Annotated in this window: 17 protein-coding genes; 7 read left to right on the top strand and 10 right to left on the bottom strand. The window is 67.5% G+C overall.

What is annotated here, in order from left to right; translation table 11 throughout:
* Positions 1-72: 72 nt before the first annotated feature.
* From ABQZ09_RS14570 to ABQZ09_RS14555, 4 genes are all read right to left on the bottom strand, one after another.
* Entirely contained in the window at positions 73-489 is a 417-nt protein-coding gene (locus ABQZ09_RS14570; RefSeq protein ID WP_047695763.1) for a type II toxin-antitoxin system VapC family toxin, read from the bottom strand.
* Positions 486-740, bottom strand: a complete 255-nt coding sequence (locus ABQZ09_RS14565; RefSeq protein ID WP_179456104.1) for a FitA-like ribbon-helix-helix domain-containing protein — start codon at positions 738-740, stop codon at positions 486-488. The genes ABQZ09_RS14570 and ABQZ09_RS14565 overlap by 4 nt, the downstream gene beginning before the upstream one ends.
* 140 nt (positions 741-880) lie before the next feature.
* Positions 881-1,993 (bottom strand): type II toxin-antitoxin system RelE/ParE family toxin, encoded by a 1,113-nt coding sequence (locus tag ABQZ09_RS14560; RefSeq protein ID WP_184368280.1) that lies wholly within the window; start codon positions 1,991-1,993, stop codon positions 881-883.
* Positions 1,980-2,186, bottom strand: a complete 207-nt coding sequence (locus ABQZ09_RS14555; protein WP_166744656.1) for a hypothetical protein — start codon at positions 2,184-2,186, stop codon at positions 1,980-1,982. Before ABQZ09_RS14555 ends, ABQZ09_RS14560 begins: the two co-directional genes overlap by 14 nt.
* A gap of 275 nt (positions 2,187-2,461) precedes the next feature.
* On the opposite strand from ABQZ09_RS14555, the gene ABQZ09_RS14550 reads away from it, so the two are divergent.
* Positions 2,462-2,986, top strand: a complete 525-nt coding sequence (locus ABQZ09_RS14550) for a CcdC protein domain-containing protein (RefSeq protein ID WP_184368277.1) — start codon at positions 2,462-2,464, stop codon at positions 2,984-2,986.
* Between the two features lie 32 nt (positions 2,987-3,018).
* Here ABQZ09_RS14550 and ABQZ09_RS14545 read toward each other — a convergent pair whose 3' ends face one another.
* Positions 3,019-4,284, bottom strand: a complete 1,266-nt coding sequence (locus ABQZ09_RS14545; RefSeq protein WP_349777230.1) for a phospholipase D-like domain-containing protein — start codon at positions 4,282-4,284, stop codon at positions 3,019-3,021.
* Between the two features lie 283 nt (positions 4,285-4,567).
* Between ABQZ09_RS14545 and ABQZ09_RS14540 the strand changes: the two genes are divergently transcribed.
* Positions 4,568-5,119 (top strand): YdeI/OmpD-associated family protein, encoded by a 552-nt coding sequence (locus ABQZ09_RS14540; RefSeq protein WP_349777229.1) that lies wholly within the window; start codon positions 4,568-4,570, stop codon positions 5,117-5,119.
* A gap of 112 nt (positions 5,120-5,231) precedes the next feature.
* Complete coding sequence (locus ABQZ09_RS14535; RefSeq protein ID WP_039415273.1) at positions 5,232-6,593, top strand: MFS transporter; 1,362 nt, start codon at positions 5,232-5,234, stop codon at positions 6,591-6,593.
* Positions 6,594-6,826: 233 nt separating this feature from the next.
* Here ABQZ09_RS14535 and ABQZ09_RS14530 read toward each other — a convergent pair whose 3' ends face one another.
* The 5 genes from ABQZ09_RS14530 to ABQZ09_RS14510 all read right to left on the bottom strand — a co-directional run bounded on the left by ABQZ09_RS14530 (position 6,827) and on the right by ABQZ09_RS14510 (position 12,263).
* The gene (locus tag ABQZ09_RS14530) at positions 6,827-9,151 is read right to left on the bottom strand and encodes an FUSC family protein (protein WP_349777228.1); all 2,325 of its coding nucleotides are present in this window, start codon (positions 9,149-9,151) and stop codon (positions 6,827-6,829) included.
* Positions 9,148-10,596, bottom strand: a complete 1,449-nt coding sequence (locus ABQZ09_RS14525; RefSeq protein ID WP_349777227.1) for an efflux transporter outer membrane subunit — start codon at positions 10,594-10,596, stop codon at positions 9,148-9,150. Before ABQZ09_RS14525 ends, ABQZ09_RS14530 begins: the two co-directional genes overlap by 4 nt.
* The gene (locus ABQZ09_RS14520) at positions 10,593-11,522 is read right to left on the bottom strand and encodes an efflux RND transporter periplasmic adaptor subunit (RefSeq protein ID WP_349777226.1); all 930 of its coding nucleotides are present in this window, start codon (positions 11,520-11,522) and stop codon (positions 10,593-10,595) included. Before ABQZ09_RS14520 ends, ABQZ09_RS14525 begins: the two co-directional genes overlap by 4 nt.
* The gene (locus ABQZ09_RS14515; RefSeq protein WP_184553984.1) at positions 11,519-11,728 is read right to left on the bottom strand and encodes a DUF1656 domain-containing protein; all 210 of its coding nucleotides are present in this window, start codon (positions 11,726-11,728) and stop codon (positions 11,519-11,521) included. Before ABQZ09_RS14515 ends, ABQZ09_RS14520 begins: the two co-directional genes overlap by 4 nt.
* Before the next feature lie 79 nt (positions 11,729-11,807).
* Complete coding sequence (locus tag ABQZ09_RS14510; RefSeq protein ID WP_039413771.1) at positions 11,808-12,263, bottom strand: MarR family winged helix-turn-helix transcriptional regulator; 456 nt, start codon at positions 12,261-12,263, stop codon at positions 11,808-11,810.
* Positions 12,264-12,393: 130 nt separating this feature from the next.
* Here ABQZ09_RS14510 and folE point away from each other — a divergent pair, with 130 nt between their 5' ends.
* The 4 genes from folE to ABQZ09_RS14490 all read left to right on the top strand — a co-directional run bounded on the left by folE (position 12,394) and on the right by ABQZ09_RS14490 (position 19,581).
* A complete protein-coding gene (folE, locus tag ABQZ09_RS14505; protein WP_039413768.1) occupies positions 12,394-12,996 on the top strand; it encodes a GTP cyclohydrolase I FolE in 603 nt (200 codons plus the stop codon).
* A 19-nt stretch (positions 12,997-13,015) separates the two neighbouring features.
* Positions 13,016-14,485: a DUF3375 domain-containing protein gene (locus ABQZ09_RS14500; RefSeq protein WP_184553987.1), complete on the top strand. Its 1,470-nt coding sequence runs from the start codon at positions 13,016-13,018 to the stop codon at positions 14,483-14,485.
* Complete coding sequence (locus ABQZ09_RS14495) at positions 14,472-15,173, top strand: DUF4194 domain-containing protein (RefSeq protein ID WP_349777225.1); 702 nt, start codon at positions 14,472-14,474, stop codon at positions 15,171-15,173. The genes ABQZ09_RS14500 and ABQZ09_RS14495 overlap by 14 nt, the downstream gene beginning before the upstream one ends.
* Positions 15,174-15,558: 385 nt before the next feature.
* Positions 15,559-19,581, top strand: coding sequence for an SbcC/MukB-like Walker B domain-containing protein (locus ABQZ09_RS14490; RefSeq protein WP_349777224.1), 4,023 nt, complete (start codon positions 15,559-15,561; stop codon positions 19,579-19,581).
* Positions 19,582-19,599: the final 18 nt, after the last annotated feature.

Here is a 19,599-nt window from a genome sequence, read left to right as displayed (position 1 = left end):
TCGGTTGCTGCTTTCAAAACAGTGCGTCAGAAATCGGCGCCGAAATGCCGGTTTATCACCGCGCGCTCCAGCTCAATTCCACGGGTTAATGACGTCTAACGCCATCGCCTCGAATGGCGGCGTGTCACGGGTGGCAACGGTCAATCCGTGCGCGGCTGCCGTTGCAGCGATGTAGGCATCGGCGCGCCCGAGTGTGAGTCCTGCGGTTCTGGCTTTCGATGCAAGCGCCGCAAATGCGTGTGATGCATCCAGATCGAATGCGAGCAGGCGCCCGTCGAACAGTGGCAATACCTCGCCCTCCAACCGAGCATGCAAGGTGGATCGCTTTCGGCCCTTGGGCATCACGGCAATACCGAAACGGAGTTCAGCCACCGTCACGACCGACAGGAACAGTGTCTCAATGGCCTGCGCATCGATCCAGGCGAGGACGGACGGATTGGGCTTGGGCCGCCAAAGCGCTGAGACGACGTTAGTGTCGAGCAGGATCACTTCAGATGGATCGGCTTGATCGCGGCCTTGTCGCGCAATTTGTCGAAGGCGTCGGCTTCCCTGGCAGTCAGGCCGGCATCACGACCGATCTCTACCAGCAGGGAACCGAGCTTGACCCGGTCAGCGGGTTTGGCCGCCGATTCAAGGATCGCGCGGATTTCTGCTTCAGTACTGCGGCCGTGGAGTGCAGCCCGCGCGCGGATCGCGCGATGCACGTCGTCTGGGATATTGCGGACGGTGAAAGAAGGCATATGGCCCTCCCGGTGACATCAGGTTGCTTGCACTTTAGAGAAGTGCAAGCACTCAGCCAACGTCAGCACGCCCGGTATCGAATGCAGTCATTCCCGCATTAGCAGGTAAGTGGAATCCGGGGCCAACCTAGCCTCACCCCTCACCGATACGGCCCCGGCCCACGCCACACCGGCTCGCCCTGCTTGTAGACCTCCATCATGTTGATGACCTCGCGGGCGTCGCCGATGGTCTTCAGCTCCGGCGAGTCCGGTGGCAGCAGGCGGCATTTGCTGGAGCCGCGTTTGAGGGCGACCTCCAGCGGGCAGACCATGCGCTGCTGGGTGCCGGGCAGGATGATGGCGATTTCCTGCATGCCCTGTTCCTTCCACACCCGCAGCTGGGTTTCGCTGCGCACGTCGTAATAGACCTGGAAGCCGCCGATATCCAGGCTGGGCTGGGCGTTGTTGCGGTCGCGGCGGCGGCCTTCGCTGATGGTGGGCGTGTAGGCGGTGCCGTCTTCGGCGGAGTCGGCGGGTTCGTCGAGCATGCCCGGTGGGCGCCCGGTCCAGGTCTCGGGGCGACGCTGCGGCGGCGACGACGGCTCGGCCGGCGGTTGCGGCGGGGTGGGGCGCTGCACGGGGCGGGTCTGGCGCTGCTCGGTCAGGCCGCCACGGCGGGTGTTGCCCGCCGGCGGCACCGGGTTCCTGGCGTTCTGGACCAGGGTGGACTGCACCGGCGAGGCGGCCGGCGGCGGCTGCACCGGGGCCGGGGTCTGCGAGGGCGGCGTGGGAGTGGGCGAGGGCGTGGGTTGCTGCGGCTGGCTGGTGTCGCCGACAAAGTCCACCTTGGTGCGGCCACCGCTGGGCGAGCCCTGCGGCGGGGTGACGGTGGGGGTGGAGGCCGACAGCAGGATCAGCAGCATCAGCACGTGCAGCAGCGCGCTGATCAGCGCGGCGATCCACGGCTCGATGCGTTCGATCAGCGGCTCGGTGCGCGGCAGCCAGTCGCTGGCGTCGAGGTGGACATGCAGCAGTTGCAGCGCGTCGTCGCGCACGCGGTAGACCAGCACGTACGGGGTTTGCCTGACCACCCACTCGCGAGTGCCAGGCACCCGGCCGGCACGGCCACGGCCGGGCTGCTCGGCCAGCGTGCGGGTGGCTTCCAGCACCTGCCGGCCCATGGCGGCGGCCGCGGCCGGGTTGAGCGCGTGGTAGTGATCCTGGGCGTGGGCAAGCTGCTTGGCGGCCGGGACGGTCCAGTCACGCCGTAACATCAACGCCCCACCTGGCGAACAGTGCGCCGACCTGCGCCGGTGCGGCAAACGCGCCCTGCTCTGCGGCGGCAATGCCGTCCTGCACCGCAGCCTGGAAGCTTGCATCGCCCACGGCGCGAACCACGTCGTCCCAGCCGGCCGTGTCGGGCAGCGTGTCGATCAGCGTGTGGGCGTCTTGCTTGATGGCGGACATGGCACTGCGGTGGGGGAACACTGCGCGCAAGTCTACCTGTGCCGCTCCGGTTCGCGTGTGGCAACCGCCGGCGCGCGTTTGCGGTGTTCACCGGCCGGGGCGGGAACGCACCCGCTGCGGTGGTCCTACGTGCGCACAGCCCTGCCAGACGGCGGCTTGCCGGCGACGGGCCGCCACGCCGCCGCCTGCAGAAAGTGACACTTGGCACCTTGTTCGCGCCGATGGCTGGTTTCATTCTGCGTCGGTCGCTTCAACCCACCCGCAAAGGAACCGCCATGCCCGCCGCTGCCATCGCACCGCTGACGCCGTATCTCTCGATGGCCGCCATTGGCTACCTCTACTACCGGCGCATCCGGCGCAGCTTCGGCCGCCAGCAGTGGAAGCCGGCGAGCACGGCAGTGCGCAGCGTGGTGCTGATCATCGCGGCCGCGGCGCTGGCGTATGCGGTCTACGGCTTGCCGCAGGTGCGGGCCGGCATTGCCGTGGGCACGTTGGTGGGCATGGGGCTGGGTGCGCTGTCGCTGCGCTATACGCATGCCGAGTGGGTGGACGGGCGCGGCTGGTATACGCCCAACCCCTGGATCGGCGCTGCGTTGATGCTGGTGTTGCTGGGCCGGCTGGCCTGGCGTTGGGCCTCGGGCGCCTTCAGCCAGGGCGTGACGGTGGCCGGTTCGCAGGCCAGCGCGCTGACCCTGGGCATCGCCGCAGCGCTGGTGCTGTATTCGCTGGTCCACGTGGGCGGGGTGTGGTGGCGCCTGCGCCAGCTGCGTCTGCAGGCCGGAACTACCGCGCCGCTGTGAGGCGGTGTTGCTGACGGCGGACGCCGTGCGCACTACACCTGCGAGCGGAACGGGAATACCAGCTTCTCGCCCAGCTTCTGTCGCAGTGGGCGTGCGCGCCACCGCTCCAGCGTGTAGCGCTCGGCGCGTTGCAGGTCGGCCTCGAACACCTCGGTCATGCGCGCGGCCAGGGTGCGGTCGTAGACGTTCAGACTGGCCTCGTCGTTGAGGCGGAACGAGCGGATGTCGAAGTTGGTGGAGCCCACCGACACCAGCAGGCCGTCGATGATCAGCAACTTGGTGTGCAGCATGGTGGGCGTGTATTCGTGGATGGCGATGCCGGCCTGCAGCAGCGGCTCCCAGCTGGCCTTGGAGGCCAGCCGCACCGAGATCGCATCGATATGCTTGCCGGGCAGCAGCACGCGGATGTTGACGCCGCGGCTGCGCGCTTCCAGCAGCGAGCGGGTGATCAACGCATCGGGCACGAAATACGCTGCAGCCAGATCGATGGACGTGCGCGCCGCGGCAATGGCGATCAGGTACATCAGGTGCATGCTCTCGCTACCGCCGGCGGGCGAGGCCACGAACAGCTGCGCATCGCTGTCGCCGGCCGGTGCCAGCTCAGGGTAATACTCGGCGCCGTTGAGCACGCGACCGGTGCTCTTGATCCAGTTGTCGTTGAAGGCCGCCTGCACCTGCGCCACCACCGGCCCTTCGATCCGGTAGTGCGAGTCGCGCCAGTGGCCCGGGTCCTGCGCATCGCCCATCCACTGGTCGGCGACGCCCACGCCACCGGTGAAGCCGAGACGGCCGTCGATCACCAGCAATTTGCGATGCGTGCGGTTGTTGACGCGATGCAGGTTGTACCAGGTCAGCGGACGGTAGCGATGCACTTCCACGCCGGCCTCGGTCATCTCCTCCACCAGCGACGGGTCCATCTTCAAGCTGCCGCCCCAGTCGATGGTGACGCGCACCTTGACCCCGGCGCGCGCGCGCGCGGACAGCGCCTCGCTGAACTCGCGACCGATCTCACCCGACCAGTAGATATAGGTCTCGAAGGTGATGGTGTGCTGCGCGGCGCGGATGGCGGCCAGCATCGCCGGAAAGATCTCGCGCCCGTTCTGCAGCACATCGATCTTGTTGCCTGGCAGGATCGCCGGCCCCAGCAACACCGACATCTCGCGCTTGAACTGCGGGTCGGACACGTCATAGCAATGGCCGGGAATGTGCTGGAGCTTTTTCTCAGGCGTGGCGAAGTTGAGCGCCAGCAGCCCCATCACCAACGTGATGACGACCGTGGCCACGATGATCCATGTCATGCATCCAACTCCGGTTCCCCTGCCATTGCGGCCACAAGCGGCCGGCATTCTGGCAAGGCCGACGGCATGGGGGGTGTGAAGGGCGCGGGCATGGATGAGGAAGACCAGTAGCATCGCGCCGGCGTAAAACGCGGCGCGTTGCGACCGCTGTGTCGCACTCAATCGTAGGGGCAAGGCACGCACCTGCACGATATGCGACCTCGACAAGGGCGCCGCGTCGCGCTGCATGTGGTCGGTCCCGCAGCGCTGCGTGTGGCGATCTTGCGGTGCTATGGTCCGCAGCATGGTCAACGCCGTTGCCACCATCCGCTGCAAGGCGACGTTGCTGGCACCGGCAGCGCCTGCCGGTGCGTCCTGGCTGTTTCTGGTGCTGCCTACGGCGGCCAGCGACAGGCTGCCCACGCGCAGCATGGTGACGGTGGCGGGCACCCTGGCCGGGCAGCGCTTGCAGGCGACCCTGCAGCCGGACGGGCAGGGTGGGCATTGGCTCAGGGTTGATCGCGCGCTGCAGCAGGCGGCGGGCGTTGCGGCCGGGCAGACGGTGGCACTGGAGATCGCGCCGGTGGACGTGGAACCCGAGCCGGTCGTGCCGGACGATCTGCACGCCGCACTGGCCGCGCATCCGGCCGCACGTGCGACCTGGGACGACATCACCGCAGTGGCGCGGCGCGACTGGATCTTCTGGATCGTCTCGGGCAAGAAGGCCGACACGCGGGCCAGGCGCGTCGCCACCGCCTGCGACATGCTCGCGGCCGGCAAGCGGCGTGCGTGCTGCTTCGATCGCTCCGGGATGTACAGCAAATCGCTTGCGGCGCCGACCCCAAAAGCGGACTGAAGCGAGCGGCCCGGCGTGCGCTTTGCCGCTGTATATGCGCCGAAATGCTTACATGCGTCACACAAGCACGCACCTATACTCCGGGGCTGTCCCACCCAAGAGAATCCACCGCATGAGCGCACCCCCATCGTCTCCGATCGCCGCCGGTTCTGGCGCAGCACCCGGTAGCCTTCGCCGCTCGGTGTCCAATACGCTCAAGGGATCGGCCGGCAATCTGGTCGAGTGGTACGACGTCTACGTCTACTCGGTGTTTGCCACGTATTTCGAATCGCAGTTCTTTTCCAAGGAAGACAAGAACGCCACCATGTTCGTGTGGGCGATCTTTGCGATGACGTTCTTGATGCGCCCGATCGGCGCGTGGTACTTCGGCCGTTTCGCCGACCGTTACGGCCGCCGTTTGGCGCTGACAATTTCGGTGTCGTTGATGGCGGTGTGCTCGTTCGTCATCGCAATCACGCCCACCGTGTCCACGATCGGCATCGCCGCGCCGATCATTTTGCTGCTGGCACGCCTGCTGCAGGGCTTTGCCACCGGTGGCGAGTACGGCACCAGCGCAACCTATATGTCCGAAGCGGCCATTCCGGGCCGGCGCGGGTTCCTGTCCTCGTTCCATTACGTCACCCTGGTCGGTGGGCATGTGCTGGCGCAGGCCACCTTGCTGGTGATGCTGCATTTCTTCGATGCGTCGCAGGTGTCGGCGTGGGGCTGGCGCGTGGCATTCGGCCTGGGCGGTATCGGAGCGCTGGTGGTGTTCTGGCTGCGCCGGACCATGGACGAGTCGTTGAGCTCCGAATCCATCGCCGATTCGCGTACCGGCAAGGCCAGGGCCTCCGGTTCGATGCGCGAGCTGTTCGTCAATCAGTGGCGTCCGCTGCTGTTGTGCTTCCTAATCACCGCCGGCGGCACGATCGCGTTCTACACCTATTCGGTAACCGGGCCGAAGATGATCCAGACCGCGTTCGCCGGTGGCGACGTGATGGCCGGCACCATCATCAATCTGGTAGCGCTGACGGTGTTGATGCTGATGCAGCCGGTGGGCGGCTGGTTGTCGGACATCGTGGGGCGCAAGACACTGCTGGTGTTCTTCGGCATCGGCGGCGTGCTCTATACCTGGTTCCTGGTGATGGAACTGCCCAAGCAGACCGATTGGCTGACCGCGTTTGCGATCCTCACCGTGGGCTTTGTGATCCTGACCGGCTACACCTCGATCAATGCGGTGGTGAAGGCGGAATTGTTCCCCACCCATGTGCGCGCGCTGGGCGTTGGCCTGGGCTATGCACTGGCCAATTCCGCGTTCGGCGGCACCGCGCCGTTGCTGTACCAGGCCTCGTTGAAGACCAACCATGTGAGCGAATTCGTGATCTACGCAACAGCTGTGATCGCGGTGTCGCTGGTGGTCTACATGTTCTTCCTGACCAACAAGGGCAGCAATTGGCTGGACGACGAAGCGGCGATGCATCAGCGCAAGCGGTGATGCGCGCGCGCGGGCTGACTGGGCTGCTTCTCCCTTCTCCCTTCGGGACATTGTCCTCCTTCATGGGGGAGAAGGTGCCCGAAGGGCGGATGAGGTACGGGCGAAGCCTCGCGTCATCCATTGCTGAGTGGCTTTGCCTCGTACGCTCACCCCAACCCCCGCTCCGCGCCCCGGCCCGCGCTGGCGGCGCGGGCGCTCCAAGGCACGCGCGCCAGTGGCGCGCAAGCAGTGCCTTATCGCCCCGAGGGGAGAGGGGCTAAAGCAGACGGCTCGTGCTTGATGTCTTCGCGTCGCTGTACTGTCTCTGCAAACAGGCTGTAACGCAGCCCGATCAACCCCAATAGCGCTTCATCGCGATACGTGCCCGCTGGCACCTTGTCCACACGCGTCAGCGATACATCCAGACGATCACGCAAAGAGTTGGGCCCCGGCAACGGCCGCTTGCGCGCCACCTGCTGCCGATAATGCGCCGCAACCTCGGCCAGAATCGCATCCACTGCATCAATGCTTGGCTGCGGCAACTCATGCCGCGCACTGCGCAGTTGCAGGATGTTCAAGCCCACGCGCACTTCGTTGAGCATATCCACCGAGGCCAGGTCGCTGCCTTCCGGGGTCAGTGCCAGCCGCGGTGCGAGCAGGCCGAGCAGGTCCAGCATGCGGGCGGCAAAGTGCTGCCGGTCCTGCGTGCCATGGCCCTCTGCCGCAGCGGCCAGCGTGCGCCAGCCCTGGCGCACCAGCCGGCGTGCGCTCCATTCGGCGCCGACCGAGCGGAACAGCCGCGTCAGCACCACGGCAAAACCAATACCGAGCACCATGGCCACCGCGGCGTTGACGAAGCTCTGAATATTGGCGTTGTAGGTGTTCTGCAGGCTGAGCAGGGCGGTGAGGTTCACCACCAGCGGCAGCGCGATCAGCATGCTGGCAGGGCGGTGCAGCAGCGCGCCCAGGGGCAGGAACACCACCGCCAGCAGCAGCACCAGCATCGGGAAATCGTGGATGGCCGGAAAGATGCCGAACAGGTAGATACCGGCCACCACGCTGGCCACCACCGCCCAGGTCAGGAACGACAGCATGCTGGGCGCGGGGTCGTCCTGGGCGGCGAAGAACGCGGCCGTCACCGCCGCCATCATCGCGCCGTTGCCGCCGCCCTCCCAGCCGATGCCGATCCACAGCACGCAATACGCCATCAACGCGAAGCCGGCACTGGCGGCGGAAAACGCGACCATGCCGAAATCGACGTGGCGCGTGGTGCCGCCGCGTGCAGGCACATCGGCGGTCTCGCTGCGTAATCCGCGCAGGCGTTGCAGCAGCGATACGGGCGCGTGCGGATGTGCGCCGGGTTCGGGCGGCGCGCCTTCGACCGGTTCGGCCAAGGCAGCCGTTGCAGCGTCGTTGTGTGAACCCGCCGGGCGCTGCGACGAGGCGCGCACGTGCCAAGCCGATCCGGTTGCGCTCCGCACCGCGGCGACCCGCTCGGGTGAGCCGGCCGTTGCGGCCGGTAATGCCATCGCCGGCCTTGCCGCATTCGGCATTGCCCGCAGCGCTGCGGGCGCCGTGCCTTGTACCAGGGCCTGCTCCAGCGCGCGGCAGTCCTGCCAGAGGTCCAGCAGTTCTTCCAGGCGCAGCAACAGGCTGGCCAGCAGCAGATGCGCGATGTGCTGATCCACCGGGGCGCGCAGCGCGGCGATGCGGGCGCGCAAGGCATCGGCGTCGACGGCATTGGCCGTGGCGCCGTCGCCGGGATCCACCCAGGCCACAATATCGTGCAGCAGCGCGGCCAGCTCAGGCTGGGCGGTGTCGTCGTCCTGCAGCGCATCCAGCCGGTCGGTGATCGAGGACAGCACCGGCAGCAGCATCAGCATGCGCGCGCGCAGCTGCTCCAGCGCGGGGGCGGCACCGGCATGGCGCGGGTCGTCGTGGCGCACGAAGGCGATCAAGGCCTCGAACTGCACCAGGTCGGCCGCCAGGCGGTTGCGCGGTGCGTGCGTGGGGCCGCGCTGCAGCACCTGCCGGCACCACTGCGCCGCATCCTGCATCCAGTTGCCGATGCGTGCGGTGAGCATCGGCCGCACCGATGCAGGGAACACCAACGCGGCAAACAGCACCGCCATCACCGTGCCCAACACGATCTCTTCGCTACGCGCCACCACGGTGTCGAAGATGCCTTCGGGCGCGGTGACCGCCGGGAAGCCGATGAAGGCGGTGGTGTAGCCGGCCAGCAAAAACGCATAACCGCGCGGGCCGCGATTGAGCAGCGCCAGGAACAGGCAGGCCGAGAGCCACACCGCCATCGCCGCACTCAGCAGCAAGGGCGTTTCCACCAGGTTCGGCAGCATCACCAAGGTTGCCGCGCCGGCCAGCAGCGTGCCGAGCACGCGATACACGCCCTTGGCGCGGGTGGGGCCGAGCAGCGGCTGCGAGACGATATAGACCGTGGCCATCGCCCAGTACGGCCGCGACAGGTTGCCGGCCAGGGCGACGTACAACGCCGCGATCGAGGCAGCGAACGTCCTGGCCGAAAACAGCCAGGCCTGGCGGTCGCGCAGCAGGGCGGTCATCGTGCGGCCGTCGTGGCAGCGGCGTCCCACCCGCCACCCAGGGCCAGGAACAGCTGCAATTGATCCTGCGAGACCTGCGCCTGCGCATTGGCCAGCGTCATGTCGGCGGTAGCCAGGGTGCGCTCGGCATCCAGGCTGGACAGATACGGCGTGCGCCCGCCCTGATACAGCCTCCGGTTCTGCGACGACGCCAGCTCGGCCTGCTGCTGCGCCTGTTCCAGCAGGTGTAGGCGGTCCAGATCCTGCGCGTAGCGCGACAGCGCGGTCTGCACCTCGCGCAGTGCCTGCAGCACGGTGGTGTCGAATTGCGCCAAAGCGGCGTCGGCGCCGGCTTCGGTGGCGCGCACCCGTGCACGCGCCCCACTGGAAGGCAGCGTCCAGGAGAGCAGCGGGCCGAACGACCACGCCTGCGTGGCCGGCTCGCCGATGTCGGCCAGCAGGCCGGTGGCGCCGATCGAACCGCCCAGGCGGATGTCCGGATACAACTCGGCAGTGGCCACGCCGATACGCGCGGTGGCGGCGGCGAGCCGGCGCTCGGCCTGGCGCACATCCGGGCGACGCGCCAGCAACGCGCGGCCATCGCCGATTGGGATGGGCCGTTGCAGGGCGGGCGCGTGGTCGCAGCTGTCCACGCCGGCCGGCACCTCGCTCGGTGTCTTGCCCAGCAACGCGGCCAGTTGATAGCCGGCCGCCTGGCGGCGCGCGCGCAGTGGCGGCAGCGCCGCTTCCAGCATCGCCACCTGCGCGGTGGCACGTGCCAGATCCGGCGGTGTGCCGCGGCCGGCAGCGATCAGGCGCTGGGTGATCTGGCGGCTGCGCTGCTGCAACTGCAGCGAATGCTCGGCCACGTGCAGCTCGTGGTTGGCGTGGCAGATCTCCACATAACTGCCGGCCACCTGCGCGGCCACGTTGACGCGGGCCAGGTCGATCGCCGCCTGGGCCACCTGTGTATCGGCGTGCGCGGCCTCGGCGCCGCGCTGCAGCTTGCCGAACAGATCGAACTGATACGACACCCCGACCTTGCCATCGGCCAGGTTGAACACCGGCAGCTTCTCCTGCTGCAGGAACGCCTCGGCCGAGACCTGCGCGCGGCTGACGCCGGCGTCCACCTCGTAATCGAACCCACCGGCATCCATGGCCTGTTCGTACACCGCGGCGGCGCGGCGCAGGTTGGCATCGGCCACCTTCAGCTCGACGTTGTCGCGCAGGGCCTGTTCGACCAGGGCATCGAGCATCGGGTCCTGGTACAGCGCCCACCAGCGCGCCGGCAGCGGTGCGCCGGCTTGCACCTGGTCGTTGCCGGTGTCGACAAACGCGGCATTGGCGGCCGGCCGCTGGTAGGCCGCATCGTCCGGCAGCGCGTAGTCGGGGCCCACGGTGCTGCAGGCACTCAACGCCGTCAGCAGCGTGGCCAATCCCAGTGGGCGAAGCACGTGGTGGCTCATGGCGCCGCCTTGGCCTGCACGCGGGCAGGCGCGGCGGCCGGGGTCGCATTGGCTGTGGCTGTGTCAGGCAGGATGCTCACCGTGGCGGTGCGCCCGGCGATCAGCTGCACATGCGCCGGCACCCGATCCAGCACGATGCGCACCGGGATGCGCTGCGCCAGCCGCACCCAGTCGAAGGCTGGCGTGACATTGGGCAAGGCACCGGCGCTGCCGCTGCGGTAGCGGTCTTCGATGCCGGCGGCGATGCTCTGCACATGCCCATGCAGCGTGACCGGCTCGCCCATCAGGTGCACGTCCACGCGCTGGCCGGGGTGCACGCCCTGCAGGCGGGTTTCTTCGAAATAGCCATCCACGCGGAACGAGCCGGTGTCCAGCACCGCCACCACCGGGCGCCCGGCAGTGACGTAGTCGCCCACGCGCACGGTGCGGTCGCTGACGTGGCCATCGGCCGGGCTGCGCACCTGGGTGCGGTCCAGGTTGAGCTGGGCCAGGTCCACCGCCGATTGCGCGGTGGCGACTGCCGCCTGGGCCTTTTGCACGTTGGAACGGCGCACCTCGGCATCTTCGGCGGCGACCAGGTCCTGCAGGCTGTGGTCGCGCGCGATCTCGCGGCGCAACTGGCTCAGCGTGGCCTGGCGCTCGGCCAGCGCGGCGCGCGCCTGCTCCAGCGCGATCGCATAGCGCGCGCGGTCCACCACGAATAGCAGCTGCCCGCGCGTGACCGGTTGGTTGTCGGCCACGGCGACCGACTCCACCAGCCCGGACACATCCGGCGCCACCTGCACCACGTCGGCACCCACGTGCGCATCGCGCGTCCACGGCGCGTCCATGTAATAGCGCCACAGATGCTGCAGCACCAACGCAGCCACCACCACCATTGCCAGGGTCAGCAGCGCCGGCACGGCGGTCTTGATCAGCTTTTTCACGATTGCATCCACCGCATGAGAGAAAACAGGCAGCCCAGCAGCGCGATGTACAGCGCCAGGTTGAACAGCGCCGGGTGCCAGATGTGGCGGTACGCGCCCGCGCGGGTCAGCAGCGCGCCGATCGCGCTGTTGAGGAGATACGCCAGCGTCATCAACGCCAGCAGGGTGGGAACGAACACACCGTAGAGACTGAACTCGCCGTACATCGGGCCTACCTGGAAAGGGAACAACGTTGCCCGGCAGCACCTGGCGTGCCGGCCAACTGCAAGCGCATACCGCCGTGCGCTAGTCGGACTGCCCCAGCCGCGCATGCGCCTGGGCGATCTGCTCCCACAGCGTCAGCACGGTCTGCACCTGCGCCTCGCTGAGCGCACCGAAGACCTCGGCGCGCAACGCGTCCAGGCGCACCTCGATCTGCCCGGCCAGCGCCTGGCCCGCAGCGGTGAGCCAGAGCTGGTTGGCACGGCGGTCGCTGCTGTCGGCTTCGCGCCGGACCAGGTCCTGGGCGGCCAGCTTGTCCAGGAGCCGCACCAGTGAGGGGCCTTCCATGCCCAGCTGCTGGGCCAGCGCTACCTGACGGATGCCGCCGCCGGAGCGGCCGATCATCAGCAACGGGCCGGTGCATGCACTGGACAGCCCGAAGCTCTCGAAGGCCTGGTCGGCCAGCCGTTGCCATTGGCGGGCGGCGACCAACAGGCCGGAACTGAGCTGGGCGCGCGGAGATGCTGTGCTGATCGTCATAATAGTTAGGATGCTATCAATTCAACAATGAATCAATAGTCACTGAACCCGCGGCAGCGGCCGCAACCGGCGCTGGGGCCGTCGGCCCGTCCTCGGGTACCATGCTCGCCCCCTTTGGGTGCACCTGCGCATGAGCCAGTCCGACCAGCCCGATTCCTCCGTCACCCAGGCCCAGGCCGAAGAGGCCGTGCGCACCCTGCTGCGCTGGGCCGGCGAAGACCCCTTCCGAGAAGGCCTGCTGGACACCCCGCGCCGGGTGGCCGAAGCCTATGGCGACTGGTTCAGCGGCTACCGCGAAGAACCGCGTGCCTACCTGGAACGCACCTTCGAGGAAGTGGCCGGCTACGACGAGCTGATCGTGCTGCGCGACATCTCCTATGAAAGCCATTGCGAGCACCACATGGCGCCGATCATCGGCAAGGTGCACGTGGGCTACCTGCCGCGCGGCAAGGTGGTCGGCATCAGCAAGCTGGCCCGGGTGGTGGAAAGCTACGCGCGCCGGTTCCAGGTGCAGGAGAAGATGACCGCCCAGATCGCCCAGTGCATCCAGGACGTGCTGCAACCGCGCGGCGTGGGCGTGGTGGTGGAAGGCGCGCACGAGTGCATGACCACCCGCGGCATCCACAAGCGCGGCGTCAGCATGGTCACCTCCAAGATGCTGGGCAGCTTCCGCGAAGACGCGCGCACCCGCGCCGAATTCCTGCAGTTCATCGAAGTGGGCGGCAAGCGTTGAGGCAGCCGTTGCAGCGCGCATGAAGCACCAGGCACGTATCGCCGGCTATCGGCAACTACGCGAGCAGCCGGTGTGGAAACTGCTCGCCGCCGACCACGCCCCCGAACTGATCGGCCTGCTGCAGACCGTGCTGATGGACGGCGAACGGCGCCTGCCCTCGGCCGTGTTGCACGAGCGGTTGCAGCGCCAGCTCGATGCCTTGCGCGCCGACGAGCTGTCGCGCGAATTGCCGCGTACCGCGCAGGCCTATCTGGCGCATTGGTTGGCACAGGGCTGGCTGGAACGTCGCCTGCCCGAAGGTGCAGCCGAAGAAGAATACGAATTGTCGCGCGCCGCCACCCAGGCCATCCGCTTCATCGTCGGCCTGCGCGAAAGCAGCAGCAGCGCCACCGAAAGCCGCCTGTCGCTGGTGATCCAGCAACTGGTGCAGCTGGCCGGCCAGACCGAGGCCGATCCGGAGCTGCGCCTGGCTGCCTTGCGCGACGAACGTGCGCGCATCGATGCCGAAATCGAACGCGTGGCGTCGGGCCGCGTGGCGGCACTGGATGGCAAGCGCGCGCTGGAACGCGCCCGCGACCTGATCCATCTCTCCGACGAGCTGGCCGAAGATTTCCATCGCGTGCGCGATGATTTCGAGCAGCTCAACCGCCAGTTCCGCGAGCGCATCATCGACGACGAAGGCGCGCGCGGCGATGTGCTCGAACAACTGTTCAACGGCGTGGATGTGATCGCCGACAGCGAGGCCGGGCGCACCTTCGAGGCGTTCTGGAGCCTGCTCAACGACAGCCAGCAGAGCAGCCAACTCGATCAGGCGCTGGATGCGCTGCTCGCACGCGGCTTCGCGCGCAAGCTCGACCGCCGCGAACGCGCCTTCCTGCGCGGGCTCACCGGCACGCTGCTGGAGCGCGGCGGCGAGGTGCATACGGTGATGCAGCACTTCGCGCGCAGCCTGCGCGGTTTCGTGCAGAGCCGCGGCTATCTGGAACAGCGCCGGCTCAATCAATTGCTCAAGCAGGCGCAGGGCGAAGCCCTGCAATTGCGCGACAGCCTGCATGCCACCACCGCCACCGGGTATACGCAGGCGCTCAGCAGCAGCCGCCTGCGTTCGTTGTCGCAATGGCGGCTGCACGACCCGCGGCTCACCCAGGTGGATGGGCGTGTGCAAGCCGCCGATGCCGCCGAGATCTCGCTGGACAGCGTGGGCGACCTGGTCGCGCAATCGGAGATCGATGTGCGCAGCCTGCGCAACGACCTGCACGAACTGCTCGGCCAGCGCCCGCGGCTGACCATCGGCGATGCCTTGCAACAGCGCCCGGCCGTGCAAGGGCTGGGCAGCGTCATCGGTTACCTGTCGCTGGGCACGCGCCACGGCCTGGTGATCGAGGGGCAAATGGAAACGGTGCAATGGGAAGGCAGCGACGGCGCCACGCGCCGCGCGCGCATTCCCTTGGTGTGGTTCACCCGGGAGAAACGCAATGAACTGGTCTGAGGACACGCGCCTGGACGCCGACGAGGACACCGGTGCCCCGGCCAATGACGGCCGCCCGCTGATGACGGATGCCTCGAGCGCGCAACCGCGCGGCGAGCTGTTTCTGGGCGACACCGGCACGTTGCCGTTCGACGCGCGGCGCGCGCTGTGCCAATTGCTGGCAGGGCCCAGCATCGATGCGCAACGCCATGGCGCGTTGTGGCCGGCGCTGTTGCGCAACGAGGCGGCGATCCGTCAGCTGTTGTGCGAGCTGTTTCTGGAGCTGGTGCTCGACCGCGAGGGCGGGGTGGCCTTCACTCGTCAGGCCGACACCGCCGAGCTGGAATCGCCCACCTTGCTGCGCAGCGCGCCGCTGACCTTTATCGAATCGGTGTTGCTTCTGTTCCTGCGCCAGCAACTGGCCGAAGCCGATACCCGCGGCGCGCGTGCGGTGGTGGACGAGGCGCAGCTGGTGGAGGCGTTGTCGGTGTACGAGAAGAACGTGTCCACCGACCGCGCAGGGTTTGCGCGACGGGTGATGACGGCGATCGGCAAGATGCGCGACAACCAGTTGCTGTCGCGCCTGCGCGGCAGCGAGGAACGCTACGAGGTTTCCCCGGTGCTGAAATTGCTGTTCTCGGCCGAAGACGTGCAGGCCCTGGTGGTGGCGTATCGCGGCCTGCGCGAGGGAGACATTGCGCTCGACTAGCTTCCTTCTTCCAGAGGGAGAAGGTGCCCGAAGGGCGGATGAGGGTGCGGCCGATCGCAATGCCTGGAGATGTGACGTCTGGAGTGTGTGTCGCCGCCTTGCGCGGTGAAAGCCAGCAACGCTTATGCCCCGACGAACGCAAGCGACTTTCTTCATGGGCGGCACTGAGGCATCAGCTTCCCCTCATCGAATGGCGCGCGGTCTGGTCATCACCCATGTCGACGCAGACCGTCGCCCCGCGTAGGAGCGGCCCAGGCCGCGAAGGGACGTACCCGATTACCGTCAGCCACTGCAGTACATGCTTGTCCAGCAACACCCCGCTTCAAACAGTCGTGATGTGATTCGTCTTCAGCGTGACCCGTCATCCCGTTTTGGTGAGTGAGCCATGAATTCCCAGTCCAACCTGTCACCGGCGCAGCCGGGCGCTTCCTTGTTCGCCGATTCGCTTGCCGAACAGCGGGCGCAGCAGTTCCGCATGCGGCGCTTGCAGGTGCACAACTGGGGCACGTTCAACGGCTTGACCGAAGTGCCGATCGCGGAAAAGGGCTTTCTGTTCGTCGGCCGTTCCGGCTCCGGCAAATCGACCCTGCTGGATGCGATGTCGGCCCTGTTGACGCCGCCGAGCATCGTCGACTTCAACGCCGCCGCGCGCGAGGCCGAACGCAGCGGGCGCGATCGCAGCCTGGTGTCGTATGTACGCGGCGCCTGGGCCGATCAGCAGGACAGCGCGTCGGGCGAAATCGCCACGCAATACCTGCGCAAGGGCGCCACCTGGACCGCGCTGGTGCTGGAGTACTGCAACGCGCATGGCGAGGCGGTGAGCCTGATCCGCTTGTTCTGGATCGCCGGCAGCGGCAATGCGGCTGCCGACGTCCGCCGCCACTACATGGTGGCGCCGCGCAGCTTCGATGTGGCCACCGAGCTGGACGGGTTCGATCTGGACCTGCGCAGGCTAAAGGCGCGGCTGGGTGAGGAGGTCGCTCACTTCGATGGATTCGCCGGCTATGCCGAACGTTTCCGGCATGCGCTGGGCATCAACAACGAGATGGCGTTGCGGCTGTTGCACAAGACCCAGTCGGCCAAGAATCTGGGCGATCTCAATGCCTTCCTGCGCGGCTTCATGCTGGACGAGCCGCGTACCTTCGAAGCTGCCGATCGGTTGGTGGAGGAGTTTGCCGAACTCGACGGCGCGCACCATGCGGTGGTCACCGCACGCCGCCAGGTGGAAACGCTGACCCCTGCGCGCGAGCACCATGCGGCGTTGATGGCATTGCGCCACAGCGTGGGCGAGTTGCGCGAGCTGCAGTTGGGCGTGGACAGCTACCGCGAGCAGCAGCGGCTGGCCTTGCTGGATGAGCGGTTGCAGGAACTGGACAACCAGGACCGTGGACTGGCCGGAGAAGAGGGCCAGCGCCGCGAGTCGCTGGATAACCACGAGCAGAAACTGGCCGGGCTGGAGCGCGAGCAGCGCGCCGCAGGCGGTGAGCAGATCGAAGAACTGGAACGCGAGCGTGCGCGCGTGGAGCGCGAGCGCGACGAACGCCTGCGCCGCCGTGCGCAGATCGAGCAGGCCTGCCGCCAGCTCGGTACCGCCCTGGCTGCCGGCGCCAGCGGCTTTGCCGCGCAGGTCGCGCATGCGCAGACCGTGCTGGACAACGGCAAGCACGACGCCAGCGCGCTGGATGACGCCATTGCCGAGCGTATGGGCGCACGCCGCGACGATGAGCGCCGCTTTGCCGAGATCCGCGCCGAGCTGGATGCACTGAAGAAGGCGCCGTCGAGCATGCCTGCACCGATGCAGGCGCTGCGCGCGCGGCTATGCGAAGACACCGGCATTGCCGAGGCCGCGCTGCCGTTCGTTGGCGAGCTGGTGCAAGTGCGCGACGACCAGATGGCGTGGCGCGGTGCGATCGAGCGCGTGCTGCACGGCTTTGCGCAATCGCTGCTGGTGGACGAGCGGCATTACGCGCAGGTCAGCGAATGGGTCAACCGCACCCATATCGGCACGCGCCTGGTCTACTTCCGTGTGCGTCGTAACGACGAGTTGCACTCCCGGCGGGTCGATCCCGATGCGTTGCCCGGCAAGCTGCAATTGCGCGAGCACGCCTTCACCGAGTGGCTGCGCAACGAGCTGACCCGTCGCTTCGACTACGCCTGCGTGGACAACGCAACCGCGCTGCGCAACGCCGACCGCGCGATCACCCGCGAGGGCCAGGTCAAGCATCCCGGCGATCGCTACGAAAAGGACGACCGCCACGCGGTCAACGACCGCAAGCGTTGGCTGCTCGGTCACGACAACCGCGACAAGCTCAAGGTGTTCGAGCGCGAAGCGCAGGCGCTGGCCCAGCGCATCGCCAGCTGCGATGCCGATGTCGCAGCGCTGCGCAAGCAGCGCGAGCAGGATCAGGAACGACAGCTGGCCGCGCACACCCTGGTGGAGCGCGACTGGGACGAGATCGACGTCGGTCCCAAACTGCAACGCCTGAGCGATATCGACGAGCAGTTGGTGCAGCTGCGCGAAGGCAACAGCGGCTTGCGCGCGCTCGGCCAGGCCATCGACACCGCACGCACCTTGCGCGACCAGGCCAAGCGCACGTACGACGATGTGCGGCTGGAGCGTGCGCAACTGGCGCGCGAGCGCGTGCGGCTCGAGCAGCAACATGCCGCATGTGCGGGCCGCGCCGGCACCGCCACGCTCACACCGACGCAGTTGCAGGGCCTGCGGGAACGGCTTGCCGCCTTGACGCCGCTGTCGCTGGACAACCTGGAAGCGCATTTCCGCGTGGTCGAGCGTGGCCTGGCCGAGCAGCTTGCCGACAGCCAGGGCCGCGACAGCCGGCTCAGCGCCCAATTGCTGGAATGCTTCCGCAAGTATTGCCAGCAGTGGCCCGAAGACAGCGGCGACTTCACCGTGAGTCTTGCCAGCGCCGACGATTTTCTTGCGCGCCTGGACCGGCTGGAAAGCGATGGCCTGCCGCGGCACGAGCATCGTTTCTTCGACCTGCTGCAGACCCAGAGCAAGAACAACCTGCTGGCCTTGCAGCGCCACACGGCCGAAGCGCACAAGGGCATCAAGCAACGCATGGACGAGGTCAATGCCAGCCTGGAGCAGGTGCCGTTCAATCGCGACACCATCCTGACCATCGAAGTCGGCGACCGCCGTCTGGCCGAGGTGCAGGAATTCCAGCAGCAGTTGCGTGCGGTGCTGTCGCATCAACAGACCGAAGACCGCGCGCTGGCTGAGGCGCAGTTTTCCACCTTGCGCGCACTGGTCGCGCGCCTGGGCGCGCAGGAACCGGAGGCACGCCGCTGGCGCGAACAGGTGCTGGATGTGCGCCTGCATGTGGAATTCATCGGTGTGGAACTGGATGCGCAAACGCGCGCCCAGGTGGAGATCTACCGCAGCGGCGCCGGCAAATCCGGTGGCCAGCGCCAGAAGCTCGCCACCACCTGCCTTGCAGCGGCGCTGCGTTACCAGCTTGGCGGCGAAGACGGCGAACTGCCGCGCTATTGCGCGGTGGTGCTGGACGAAGCCTTCGACAAGGCCGACAACGAGTTCACCGCGCTGGCAATGAACATCTTCGAAAACTTCGGCTTCCAGATGGTGGTGGCCACGCCGTTGAAGTCGGTGATGACGCTGGAGCCCTTCATCGGCGGCGCCTGCTTTGTGGAAATCAGCGGCCGCCACAACTCGGGCGTGTTGTTGATCGAATACGACGAGCAGGCGCAGCGCTTGAAGTTGCCGGAGCGCTCGCGTGGCGATGAGCCGGCAGTTGCCGGCACCACTGATGCTGCGCCTTCGATCGAGGCTGTGGGCGAGTCTGCAGGAGTGCAGGGCCCTGCACGCGCAGATGGCATGGCAATTGAAGGCGCCCCAATGCACACGGCATCGCCTGCGGCGGCGGGGACCCCGCCCGCAGCGCAGAAAACGCAGACGGGTCAGCGCAAGCCGGCAGTCGCGACGACGAACACGCAGAGCAAGCACGCCAGGACTGCCTCTTCCACGCGCGCTGCGGCGCAGCCTCAAGCAAAGCAGACGAAGAAGTCGCCTCCGCGCATTTCGGCTGATGCCGGCAAGCCGGTATCAGCTGAACGCACAGCGCGCGCGCCGGCGGTGTCGTCAGCAGCTGCATCCACGTCCACTGTGGGCAAGACCGCTCGGTCTTCAAAAACGCCGGCCAAGGCGACGGTGGCCACAAGCGCATCCAACGCCACACCCAGGAAGGTTGCCGCCGCATCTGCGGCAGTGAAAACCGCCACCGCCAAGCCACGTGCAACAGCCGCATCGATTGGGCAGCCAGCGCGTGGCACCGGCAAGACGACCTCGACGCGCGCGGTGGCTAAACCGTCACCGGCCAAAACGCGCGGCGCCAAGGCAGGCACGGCGCAGGCGCGCAGCAAGCGCTGACAACAGTGCACGGGCGAC

This window comes from Xanthomonas sp. WHRI 6106 (assembly GCF_040202405.1).
GTDB classification, from domain to species: Bacteria; Pseudomonadota; Gammaproteobacteria; order Xanthomonadales; family Xanthomonadaceae; genus Xanthomonas; species Xanthomonas cannabis.
Note: the sequence above shows the minus strand (reverse complement) of the source record. Positions and strands in the feature narration are given on the sequence as shown.

What these genes read in the sequence shown, in the direction of transcription:
- ABQZ09_RS14490 (WP_349777224.1), top strand. Translation starts at nt 15,559, where the DNA reads ATGAATTCCCAGTCCAACCTGTCACCGGCGCAGCCGGGCGCTTCCTTG.
- ABQZ09_RS14510 (WP_039413771.1), bottom strand. Translation starts at nt 12,263, where the DNA reads ATGACGATCAGCACAGCATCTCCGCGCGCCCAGCTCAGTTCCGGCCTG.
- ABQZ09_RS14535 (WP_039415273.1), top strand. Translation starts at nt 5,232, where the DNA reads ATGAGCGCACCCCCATCGTCTCCGATCGCCGCCGGTTCTGGCGCAGCA.
- ABQZ09_RS14560 (WP_184368280.1), bottom strand. Translation starts at nt 1,993, where the DNA reads ATGTTACGGCGTGACTGGACCGTCCCGGCCGCCAAGCAGCTTGCCCAC.
- ABQZ09_RS14540 (WP_349777229.1), top strand. Translation starts at nt 4,568, where the DNA reads ATGGTCAACGCCGTTGCCACCATCCGCTGCAAGGCGACGTTGCTGGCA.
- ABQZ09_RS14525 (WP_349777227.1), bottom strand. Translation starts at nt 10,596, where the DNA reads ATGAGCCACCACGTGCTTCGCCCACTGGGATTGGCCACGCTGCTGACG.
- folE (WP_039413768.1), top strand. Translation starts at nt 12,394, where the DNA reads ATGAGCCAGTCCGACCAGCCCGATTCCTCCGTCACCCAGGCCCAGGCC.
- ABQZ09_RS14530 (WP_349777228.1), bottom strand. Translation starts at nt 9,151, where the DNA reads ATGACCGCCCTGCTGCGCGACCGCCAGGCCTGGCTGTTTTCGGCCAGG.
- ABQZ09_RS14495 (WP_349777225.1), top strand. Translation starts at nt 14,472, where the DNA reads ATGAACTGGTCTGAGGACACGCGCCTGGACGCCGACGAGGACACCGGT.
- ABQZ09_RS14545 (WP_349777230.1), bottom strand. Translation starts at nt 4,284, where the DNA reads ATGACATGGATCATCGTGGCCACGGTCGTCATCACGTTGGTGATGGGG.
- ABQZ09_RS14555 (WP_166744656.1), bottom strand. Translation starts at nt 2,186, where the DNA reads ATGTCCGCCATCAAGCAAGACGCCCACACGCTGATCGACACGCTGCCC.
- ABQZ09_RS14565 (WP_179456104.1), bottom strand. Translation starts at nt 740, where the DNA reads ATGCCTTCTTTCACCGTCCGCAATATCCCAGACGACGTGCATCGCGCG.
- ABQZ09_RS14515 (WP_184553984.1), bottom strand. Translation starts at nt 11,728, where the DNA reads ATGTACGGCGAGTTCAGTCTCTACGGTGTGTTCGTTCCCACCCTGCTG.
- ABQZ09_RS14550 (WP_184368277.1), top strand. Translation starts at nt 2,462, where the DNA reads ATGCCCGCCGCTGCCATCGCACCGCTGACGCCGTATCTCTCGATGGCC.
- ABQZ09_RS14500 (WP_184553987.1), top strand. Translation starts at nt 13,016, where the DNA reads ATGAAGCACCAGGCACGTATCGCCGGCTATCGGCAACTACGCGAGCAG.